Here is a 9,069-nt window from a genome sequence, read left to right as displayed (position 1 = left end):
CCACGACGGTCGTCTCCAGGTAGAGCGGGATCACGTGGAGGCCCTCGCGGTCGACGGGCAGGCGCACGAACGCCGCGTCCACATCGCCCTCGTCGAAAGACTCGCGAAACGCCGGGGTCAGCGCTTGCGGGCGGAGAGGCGCCCGACGACGATCCCGGCGACGGCCGCGCCTGCCACCGGCACCGCCTTCAGGAACCGGCCCAGCGTGAGCAGCTTGGCCACGCCCGCCACGCGGCCGGGCAGCGCCGCCACCTGGCCGCCGGCCCGCGCCACCCCGGTCCCCGCCGTCTTCGCCGCGCCCTGCGCGGTGCCCTTGGCGCTCTGCGCCGCGCCCTTGGCGGTGCCCGCGGTGCTCTTCGCGGTGCTCTCGGCCGTGCCCTTCGCTGTGTCCTTGGTGCTCTTGGCGCTGGCCTTGGTGCCCTTGGCGGTGCTCTTCGCGCCCGTGCCGGCGGCCTCGGCCGTGCCCGCCGCCTTGCCCGCCGCCCTGCTGACGTTCTTGCTCGCTTGTCCGGACCCGTTGCCCGGGACCGAGGGGGTCTCCATCATCCGTCCTTCCGTCGGGGGGATCTTCCTGCCGAACCGGCGGGGCGCCGCACCGGGCGCGGCGCCCCGCCGGCGAAGAATCGCGTTCGTCGGCCGTACCGCGGCGTACCCCACCCGGCCACCGCAAACATGAGAGCCGCCCCGCCGCCGCCCGGCGCGGCAGGCCCCGCATGCGGCGGGCGGCCGCCGCCGACGGTTGGAACCCTCGCTCCGGGTATGCCGAACCCCATGCCACCCGATGAGCCGCCGGGCGCGCCGGGACCACGGCCGCGACCCGGCCCCGCCCGGCGCGCCGCCGAGCCGCTGGCCTGGTGGACGGCGCTGCTGGCGGTGTACCTGGCCCTGGTGTCGGCCATCTCCCTCACCGAGATCACCGTCGGGGCCCTCGCGGCCGCCGCGGGCGCCGCCGCCGCCGTCGCCGCGCGCCGGGTCCTGCTCGCCACCGGTGCCGCCCGCCCGCCCGAGGACCGCGGCCCCTCCCCCGCCGTCCCGCCCGCCCGCCTCCTCCCGCCCCTGGCCCGGCTGCCCGCCCAGGTCGTCGCCGACACCGCCCGCATCACCGCGCGCGGCGCGTCCGGCGGGGACTGGACGACGCTGGCCTGCCCGCCCGGCCCCGCCGGCCGCGGCGCCGCGACCCTGCTGATGTCGGCCTCCCCCGGCGCCTACGTCGGCGGCGTCGACCCCGAACGCGCGCTGCTGCGCGTGCACCGCCTGACCGGTCCGTCGCCGTTCGAGCGGAGCCTGCGGCGCGCCGGGCTCGTCGACGACCCCCGACACCGCGCCGCCCGCGGCTTCCCGCCCGCCGGAGGCGACCGGGGAGGCGACCGGTGACGACCGATGTCGCGGGCACCGCGATCCCCGCCCTCGTCCTCATGATCGGCGCGCTGCCGCCGGTTCTGCTGGCCACGCTGCGCGGCCGGCCCGCCGGGCGGCTGGCCGGGCTGATCGTCACCGGCCCGCTGGTCACCCTCGCGCTGCTGCTGCTGGCCGCCGCCTACGGCCGGCCCGCCTACCTCGACGTCGCCCTGGTCCTGGCGCTGCTGTCGTTCGCCGGATCCCTGGTGTTCGCCCGCTTCCTGAGCCGGACCCTGTGAAAGGGGAGCCCCGATGAGCCTGAACCTGCTCGCCGACGCGCTGACCTGGGCCGGAACCGCTCTCGCCGTCGCCGCCGGGCTGCGGCTGCCCTTCACCCCCGGCGCCGCCGCCCGCCTGCACGCCGTCGCGCCCGTCACCGTCCTGGCCGCGCCGCTGCTCATCGCCGGGCTGGCGCTGCGCCCCTGGTCGTCCTGGCACGACGTCGCCAAACTCGCCGTCATCGCCGTCCTGCTCGCCGCGACCGGCCCCGCCACGATCAGCACCGCCGGGCAGGCCGTCCAACGCGCCGGCCGGACGGAGTGACCCGCCGTGACCACCGTCCTCACCGCTCCAGTGCCCGCGCTGGTGGCCGCCGCGCCGGACGCGCTGACCGGGCCGCTGTCCGACGCCCTCATCGCCGTCTCCCTCGCCCTGGCCGCGCTGATGGCCACCGCCGTCGTCCTGACCCGCGACCCCGTCCGCCAGGCGATCGTGCTGTCGGGCTACGGGATGGTCCTCGGCCTGCTGTTCCTCGTCCTGCAGGCCCCCGACGTCGCGATGTCCCAGATCGGCGTCGGGACCGTCCTGGTGCCGCTGCTGGTCGTGCTGGCACTGCACGCCACCCGCGGCTACCGCGACAACGGAAACGGCGGGAACGGCGGGAACGGCGGGCGCGGAACAGAAGCCGGGGAGGGCCACGGCCGCGGCGGCGGGCGGGCGCGCCGGTGAGGCCCCGCACCCGCGTCTCGCTGTTCGCCGCCGGCGCCGCCGGGACCGCCGCCCTGTTCACCGCCGGGATGCTCGGCCTGCCCGCCTTCGGCGGCCCCCTGCACCCCTACTCCGACCGCGCCGTCCACCAGGCCCTGCGGCGCGGCACCTCCAACGCCGTCTCCTCCGTCAACTTCGACCAGCGCGCCTTCGACACCCTCGGCGAGGAGCTCATCCTGCTGTCGGCCGCGCTCGCCGCCGTGGCGCTGCTGCGCGTCGTGCGCAGCGAGGACGAGAGCGACGGCACCACCCACCGGCACGGGCCCGCCGAGGTCTCCGACGCGCTGCGCGTCGTCGGCCACCTCCTGCTCCCCTTCACCCTGCTCACCGGCGTCTACATCGTCGCCCACGGCGCCCAGTCACCCGGCGGCGGCTTCCAGGGCGGCGTCGTCCTCGGCACCGCGATCCACCTGCTCTACCTGGCCGGCGACTACCCCGCCCTGCAGCGGCTGCGGCCCATCCCGGTGTTCGAGTCCGCCGAGGCCGTCGCCGCCGCCGCGTTCGTCCTGCTGGCCCTGGCCGCCGCCGGAGCCTCCCCCGCCGTGCGCGTCCCCGCCCTCAACACCGCCGTCGGGATCGAGGTCGGCTGCGCCTCGGTCCTGCTGCTCGGCAAGTTCTTCGAACAGGCACTCCTGGTCCGCGAGCACCCCGGGACCGGCGACCCGCGGGAGCCCGCATGAGCACCGTCCCCTACCTCGCCGCCGGCTGGATCATGCTCGCCGGCCTCTACGGCATCGTCACCACCCGCGACCTCGTGCACGCCGTGGTGTGCCTGTCGGTCACCCAGTCCGGCACCTACGTGCTGCTGCTGGCCATCGGGTACCGCTCCGGCGCCACCGCCCCCGTGTTCTCCGACCGCCCGCCGCCCCCCGCCGGCGGGCCCGTCACCGACCCCGTCGTCCAGGCCATGACCCTCACCGACATCGTCGTCGGCGCCACCGTCACCGCGCTGCTGCTCGCCCTGGCCGTCCAGGTCGCCAAACGGCGCGGCACCCTGGACCCCGGCGCCCTGCGCCCCCTCGAACCGTGATCCTGCAGGCCACCGTCGCGCTGCCAGTCCTGGTCGCCGCCCTGCTCGCCGCCACCGGACGGTGGCTGCCGCGCCCCGCCGTCGACATCACCGCCCTGGCCACCGCCGCCGCCGTCACCGCCCTGACCGGCCTCACCCTCGCCCGCGCCCCCCACCGCCCCCAGGTCGCCTGGCTCGGCGGCTGGGGCCCGGCCACCGGCGTCGGCATCCCCCTGGCCGCCGACCCCCTCGCCGCCGCGCTCGCCTGCGTCGCCGCCGCCCTCACCCTGGCCGCCCTGGCGTTCTCCTGGCGCTACTTCACCGAGATCCAGGCCGTCTTCCACGCGCTCATCCTGCTGTTCCTGGCCTCCATGTGCGCGTTCGTCTACACCGGCGACCTCTTCGACGCCTTCGTGTTCTTCGAGCTGATGAGCGTCGTGGCGTTCGCGCTCACCGGCTACCGCTCCGAGGAGCCCGCCACCGTCCACGGCGCCCTCAACTTCGGCATCGTCCAGTCCCTGGGCGCCTACCTCACCCTCGCCGGCATCGCCCTGGTCTACGGCCGCACCGGGCAGCTCGGACTGGCCGCCATCGGCCGCCACCTCGCCGGCACCGGCCACCACGGCCGCCCGGGCGCCCTGATCACCGCCGCGTTCGTGCTCATCTGCACCGGATACCTCGTCAAGGCCGCCGCCGTCCCCTTCCACTTCTGGCTCGCCGACGCCCACGCCGTCGCCCCCACCCCCGTCTGCGTCCTGTTCTCCGGCGTCATGGTCGAACTCGGCGTGTACGGGGTCGCGCGGACCTACTGGGCCGTGTTCCCCGGACTGGTGCCGCTGCGCGCCGTCGCCGTCCTCGGCGCCGCCGCGGCGCTGCTCGGCGCGGTCATGTGCGTCCTGCAGCACCACATCAAGCGGCTGCTGGCCTACTCCACCATCAGCCACGCCGGGCTGCTCCTGCTCGGCGTCGCCGCCGGCACCCCCGCGGCGCTGTCGGGCACCGCCTACTACCTGGCCGGGCACGCCGGCGTGAAGGGCGCGCTGTTCCTCGCCGCCGGGGCCCTGCTGAACCGGTACCAGACCGTCGACGCCCGCGACCTGCGCGGACGCGGACGCGTCATGCCCGTCACCGGCGCCGTCGTCCTCACCGGAGGGCTGTGCCTGGCCGGGCTCCCGCCCTCCGGGCTGTTCGCCGGGCACTCGGTCACCGAGCACGCCGTCCTGGAGCAGGGCTGGTGGTGGTTCACGCCCCTGTCCATCGCCGCCTCCGCCGTCACCGCCGGAGCCGTCCTGCGCGTGTGGCTCGTGGTGTGGCGCGGCATGCATCCGCGCCGCGACCCAGGCGAGAACGGACCAGCGGAGGAGGACGAGCACGAAGGCCCCGAGACGCCCGTCACCCTCACGTCCATCCCCTGGGTGATGGTCACGCCCGCCGTCGCGCTGCTGGCCGCCGGCCTGGCGATCGGGCTGCTGCCCGGCGGGCCCGTCGCCGACGCCGCCGCGCTGTTCGCCGACCGCGACGCCTACGCCGCCCTCGTCCTGGACGGCCGCCTCACCCACCCCCACGCGCCGCCCGCCGAGCCCTGGACGGCCGCGGGCCTCGCCGGCTCGGCCGTCACCGTGCTGCTGGCACTGGCCGTGGCCGCCGCCGGCGTCCGCCGCGCCGCTCGCACCCCCTCAGCGGCCCCTTCCGCACGCGCCCCGCGGGGGCGCGCCGTTGGCGCCGCCACCCGCCGCCTGCACGAACTGCACTCCGGCCACGTCGGCGACTACGCCGCCTGGCTCACCGCGGGCGTCGCCGTCCTGGCCCTGCTCACCACCCGCTTCTGACCGCCCCGGAGCTCCCCGGAGCCTCCGGCGGGTCAGATGCTCCAGAGCCGGCGCTTGCGGTAGCGGGGCTCCCACATCACCCGGTTCAGCTCCCGCAGGGGCTTGGGCAACGCCGTCAGGAACCGGCTCCGCTCGACCGGGCCGATCCCGTCCACCACCCAAGGGACGAACAGCGGCGTCCCCGCCGCACAGCGGTCCCGCGCCTCCCCGGCCAGCGCCCGCCACTCCGCACCGGACAGCACCGACTCCGCCAGCGGCAGCGCGCTCATCTCCTCGTGCCGCAGATGCCGCTCCAGCGCCTCGCGCAGCTCGCGCACCGCCGCCGGCAGATCACCGCCCTGCCCCGCCGCGCCGTTCATCGCCGCGTCGACGCGGGCGACCAGCGGGGCCAGGCGGGCGTGGTCGGCGCGCATCTCCTCCAGCACCGCCCGCTCGGCCCGGCGCCCCGCCACCGCGCGCTCCACCCGCGGCCACAGCCACCCGTCCTCCAGCTCCTGGTGCAGCCGGATCTGCTCCTTGAGGTTCTCCCAGCCCGCGCGCACGTGCGCCGCCCGGCCCTTGCCCGCCGCCGCGGCCGCCGCGAGCCGGTCCAGGTCCCGGCGGAACGCCTGGTGGGCGGCGTACAGGAGGGTGCGGCACGTCATGTCCCGCGGCCGCGTCGCGAAAGTCTCCGAACCTGCGAAGGTCTCCATACCCATAGGAGGGCTCCGGCGGCCCCGATGTGACGTCCGGCGCCCCCGAGAGACCCACGTCACACGCCCCGCGCCACCTGGTCAGCCGCCGTCCCCTCCGCCGTCCGATCCGGCTGCCATGGCGGCGGCGATGCCGTCCAGGACGAGCGCCAGGCCGCCCTCGAACGCCTCCCGCGCCGCCTGCTCCAGGTAGGGGACGTCCTCGGCGTCGCCGAGGGAGTCCTCGGAGTTCAGCCAGGCCACCAGCGGGAAGCACTCGGCGAACCCCGGCGCCAGCGCCTCCAGGGCCCCCGCCCGGCCGTGCCACCACTGCTCCTCCGACAGGCCCGTCGCACGCACCGCCTGCCGCGACTCGGCGAGGGTCTGCGCCGCGCCGCGCACCACGCTCGACAGCGCCGACACCGCGCGCCGCACCCGCCGCGCCGGCAGCCCGGTGGCGGCCAGCACGCCCAGCAGCGCCTCCAGCGCCCGGTACTCGTTCGGGCCGAGCACGGGCCGCGCCTGCGACACCTGCAGCATCCACGGATGCCGCAGGTAGAACTCCCAGGAGTCCCGCGCCCACCGGGTGAGCGCCGCCCGCCAGCCGTCCGCGGCGTCGTAGCCGCCGGGCAGCTCCGCCAGCGCGCGGTCGTACATCAGGTCCACCAGCTCGGCCTTGCCCGGCACGTAGGTGTACAGGGCCATCGCCGTGCGGCCGAGCCGCTCCCCGACCGCGCGCATCGACAGCGCCGCCATGCCCTCGGCGTCCGCGACGGCGATCGCGGCGTCCACGATGATCTCCACGCTCAGCCCCGGCCGCGGCCCCGGCCCCGTGCGGGGCGCCTGCGCGCCGCGCCACAGCAGGTCCATCGAGCGGCGTGGATCGCCCTGCCCGGCGAAGACGACCAACCTGCATCTCCTTATGCCATAAACTATCGAAATCGAGGATCTCTTTACGCCCTAAGATATCAAGCGAGTGAGGAAGCCCCCCATGCCGCTCCAGCCGACGACCGCGCAGCCCGAGCCGCCCGCCGGCGGGCTCCGCGCCGCCGACGCCCACGACGTGATCGAGGTCCGCGGCGCGCGGGAGAACAACCTCGCCGACGTCAGCCTGGACGTCCCCAAGCGCCGCCTGACCGTGTTCACCGGGGTGTCGGGGTCGGGCAAGTCGTCCCTGGTGTTCGGCACCATCGCGGCCGAGTCGCGGCGCCTGATCAACGAGACCTACACCGCGTTCGTGCAGGGCTTCATGCCGAGCGTCGGCCGCCCCGACGTCGACGCGCTGCGCAACCTCAGCGCCGCGATCGTGGTCGACCAGGAGCGGATGGGCGCCAACTCCCGCTCCACCGTGGGGACCGCCACCGACGCCCACACCATGCTGCGCATCATCTTCAGCCGGATCGGCCGGCCGCACGCCGGCACCTCCTCGGCGTTCAGCTTCAACAACGCCGAGGGCATGTGCCCCGACTGCGAGGGGCTCGGCCGCGCCTCCCGCATCGACCTGGACCAGCTGGTCGACCGGGACCTGTCCCTCAACGAGGGCGCCGTCACCGTCCCGAACTTCGCCGTCGGGTCCTGGTACTGGAAGGTGATCGCCGACTCGGGGCTGTTCGACCCCGACGCCAAGCTGCGCGACTACACCCCCGCCCAGTGGGACGACCTGCTCCACAAGCCCGCCACCAAGATCAAGAGCAGTGGCATCAACACCACCTACGAGGGCTTGCTGGTCAAGGTCAAGCGCCTCTACCTGGACAAGGACACCGAGTCGCTGCAGCCCCACATCCGCGCGTTCGTCGAGCGCGCCGTCGCCTTCAGCGCGTGCGGGGCCTGCGGCGGCGCCCGCCTCAACCAGGCCGCCCTCGCCAGCCGCATCGGCGGGCTCAACATCGCCGACTGCGCCGCCATGCAGATCAGCGACCTGGCCGCCGTCGTCCGCGAGATCACCGAGCCGTCCGTCGCGCCGGTGCTGGCCGCCCTCCAGGAGACCCTGGACTCCCTGGTCGAGATCGGCCTGGGCTACCTCAGCCTCGACCGCGAGTCCCCCACCCTGTCCGGCGGCGAGGCCCAGCGCGTCAAGATGGTCCGCCACCTCGGCTCCAGCCTCAGCGACATCACCTACGTCTTCGACGAGCCCACCGCCGGCCTGCACCCCCACGACATCGCCCGCATGAACGACCTGCTGCTGCGCCTGCGCGACAAGGGCAACACCGTCCTGGTCGTCGAGCACAAGCCCGAGACCATCGCGATCGCCGACCACGTCGTCGACCTCGGCCCCGGCGCGGGCGCCGAGGGCGGACGGATCTGCTACACCGGCGACCTGCCCGGGCTCCGCGCCTCCGGCACCCTCACCGGACGCCACCTCGACCACCGCGCCCGGCTGCGCGACAAGGTCCGCGAGCCGTCGGGGCACCTCGCCATCAAGGGCGCGAACCTGCACAACCTCAAGGACGTCGACGCCGAGATCCCCCTCGGCGTCCTCACCGTCGTCACCGGCGTCGCCGGATCGGGCAAGAGCTCCCTCATCCACGGGTCCCTGCCCGGCCGCGACGGCGTCGTCGTGGTCGACCAGTCCCCCATCCGCGGATCCCGCCGCAGCAACCCCGCCACCTACACCGGCCTGCTGGACCACGTCCGCACCGCCTTCGCCAAGGCCAACGGCGTGAAACCCGCCCTGTTCAGCGCCAACTCCGAAGGCGCCTGCCCGGCCTGCAAGGGCATCGGGCTGGTCTACACCGACCTGGCGATGATGGCCGGCGTCGCCTCGGTGTGCGAGCAGTGCCAGGGCCGCCGCTACACCGCCGAGGTCCTCACCTACACCCTGCGCGGCAAGGACATCAGCCAGGTCCTGGCCATGCGCGTCGCCGAGGCCCGCGAGTTCTTCACCACCGGCCAGGCCCGCGCCGTCCTGGACCGCCTCGCCGACGTCGGCCTGGGCTACCTCGGGCTGGGCCAGCCCCTCACCACCCTGTCCGGCGGGGAGCGCCAGCGCCTCAAACTCGCCATCCACATGGCCGAGAAGGCCGCCACCTACGTCCTGGACGAGCCCACCACCGGCCTGCACCTGGCCGACGTCGACCAGCTCCTGGCCCTGCTGGACCGGCTCGTCGACGGCGGCAACACCGTCATCGTCATCGAGCACCACCAGGCCGTCATGGCCCACGCCGACTGGATCATC

The 9,069-nt window shown here is 75.3% G+C and carries 11 protein-coding genes; 8 read left to right on the top strand and 3 right to left on the bottom strand.

Annotation, left to right across the window (positions count from 1 at the left end; genetic code table 11):
• Window positions 1-117 precede the first annotated feature (117 nt).
• The gene (locus tag AB0C69_RS32305; RefSeq protein WP_360358753.1) at window positions 118-543 is read right to left on the bottom strand and encodes a hypothetical protein; all 426 of its coding nucleotides are present in this window, start codon (window positions 541-543) and stop codon (window positions 118-120) included.
• Between the two features lie 228 nt (window positions 544-771).
• Here AB0C69_RS32305 and AB0C69_RS32300 point away from each other — a divergent pair, with 228 nt between their 5' ends.
• The 7 genes from AB0C69_RS32300 to AB0C69_RS32270 are packed head-to-tail and all read left to right on the top strand — an operon-like array spanning window position 772 to window position 5,223.
• A complete protein-coding gene (locus AB0C69_RS32300) occupies window positions 772-1,374 on the top strand; it encodes a hypothetical protein (protein WP_360358752.1) in 603 nt (200 codons plus the stop codon).
• Window positions 1,371-1,637 (top strand): monovalent cation/H+ antiporter complex subunit F, encoded by a 267-nt coding sequence (locus tag AB0C69_RS32295; RefSeq protein WP_360358751.1) that lies wholly within the window; start codon window positions 1,371-1,373, stop codon window positions 1,635-1,637. The genes AB0C69_RS32300 and AB0C69_RS32295 overlap by 4 nt, the downstream gene beginning before the upstream one ends.
• A gap of 13 nt (window positions 1,638-1,650) precedes the next feature.
• The gene (locus AB0C69_RS32290; RefSeq protein ID WP_360358750.1) at window positions 1,651-1,941 is read left to right on the top strand and encodes a monovalent cation/H(+) antiporter subunit G; all 291 of its coding nucleotides are present in this window, start codon (window positions 1,651-1,653) and stop codon (window positions 1,939-1,941) included.
• 6 nt (window positions 1,942-1,947) lie between these two features.
• Window positions 1,948-2,346 (top strand): DUF4040 domain-containing protein, encoded by a 399-nt coding sequence (locus AB0C69_RS32285; protein ID WP_360358749.1) that lies wholly within the window; start codon window positions 1,948-1,950, stop codon window positions 2,344-2,346.
• Window positions 2,343-3,065, top strand: a complete 723-nt coding sequence (gene mbhE / locus AB0C69_RS32280) for a hydrogen gas-evolving membrane-bound hydrogenase subunit E (RefSeq protein WP_360358748.1) — start codon at window positions 2,343-2,345, stop codon at window positions 3,063-3,065. Before AB0C69_RS32285 ends, mbhE begins: the two co-directional genes overlap by 4 nt.
• Entirely contained in the window at window positions 3,062-3,415 is a 354-nt protein-coding gene (locus tag AB0C69_RS32275; protein WP_345181837.1) for a cation:proton antiporter subunit C, read from the top strand. Before mbhE ends, AB0C69_RS32275 begins: the two co-directional genes overlap by 4 nt.
• Window positions 3,412-5,223, top strand: coding sequence for a complex I subunit 5 family protein (locus AB0C69_RS32270; RefSeq protein WP_360358747.1), 1,812 nt, complete (start codon window positions 3,412-3,414; stop codon window positions 5,221-5,223). Before AB0C69_RS32275 ends, AB0C69_RS32270 begins: the two co-directional genes overlap by 4 nt.
• A gap of 32 nt (window positions 5,224-5,255) precedes the next feature.
• Here AB0C69_RS32270 and AB0C69_RS32265 read toward each other — a convergent pair whose 3' ends face one another.
• Both AB0C69_RS32265 and AB0C69_RS32260 read right to left on the bottom strand, forming a co-directional pair.
• Window positions 5,256-5,915 carry a hemerythrin domain-containing protein gene (locus AB0C69_RS32265; protein ID WP_360358746.1) on the bottom strand — a complete coding sequence of 220 codons (660 nt, stop codon included), beginning with the start codon at window positions 5,913-5,915 and terminating at the stop codon, window positions 5,256-5,258.
• Between the two features lie 81 nt (window positions 5,916-5,996).
• Window positions 5,997-6,803, bottom strand: coding sequence for a TetR/AcrR family transcriptional regulator C-terminal domain-containing protein (locus AB0C69_RS32260; RefSeq protein WP_360358745.1), 807 nt, complete (start codon window positions 6,801-6,803; stop codon window positions 5,997-5,999).
• A gap of 82 nt (window positions 6,804-6,885) precedes the next feature.
• On the opposite strand from AB0C69_RS32260, the gene AB0C69_RS32255 reads away from it, so the two are divergent.
• A partial coding sequence (locus AB0C69_RS32255) for an excinuclease ABC subunit UvrA (RefSeq protein WP_360358744.1) occupies window positions 6,886-9,069 on the top strand: 2,184 nt, incomplete at its 3' end.

Origin of the sequence: Actinomadura sp. NPDC048032 (genome assembly GCF_040653175.1) — a bacterium.
GTDB classification, from domain to species: domain Bacteria; phylum Actinomycetota; class Actinomycetes; order Streptosporangiales; family Streptosporangiaceae; genus Spirillospora; species Spirillospora verrucosospora.
This window is presented reverse-complemented; position numbering and strand designations above follow the sequence as displayed.

Bases quoted from the DNA above. Each gene is read 5' to 3' on its own strand.
- AB0C69_RS32305 (WP_360358753.1), bottom strand. From the start codon at position 543: ATGGAGACCCCCTCGGTCCCGGGCAACGGGTCCGGACAAGCGAGCAAG.
- AB0C69_RS32300 (WP_360358752.1), top strand. From the start codon at position 772: ATGCCACCCGATGAGCCGCCGGGCGCGCCGGGACCACGGCCGCGACCC.
- AB0C69_RS32290 (WP_360358750.1), top strand. From the start codon at position 1,651: ATGAGCCTGAACCTGCTCGCCGACGCGCTGACCTGGGCCGGAACCGCT.
- AB0C69_RS32275 (WP_345181837.1), top strand. From the start codon at position 3,062: ATGAGCACCGTCCCCTACCTCGCCGCCGGCTGGATCATGCTCGCCGGC.
- AB0C69_RS32265 (WP_360358746.1), bottom strand. From the start codon at position 5,915: ATGGAGACCTTCGCAGGTTCGGAGACTTTCGCGACGCGGCCGCGGGAC.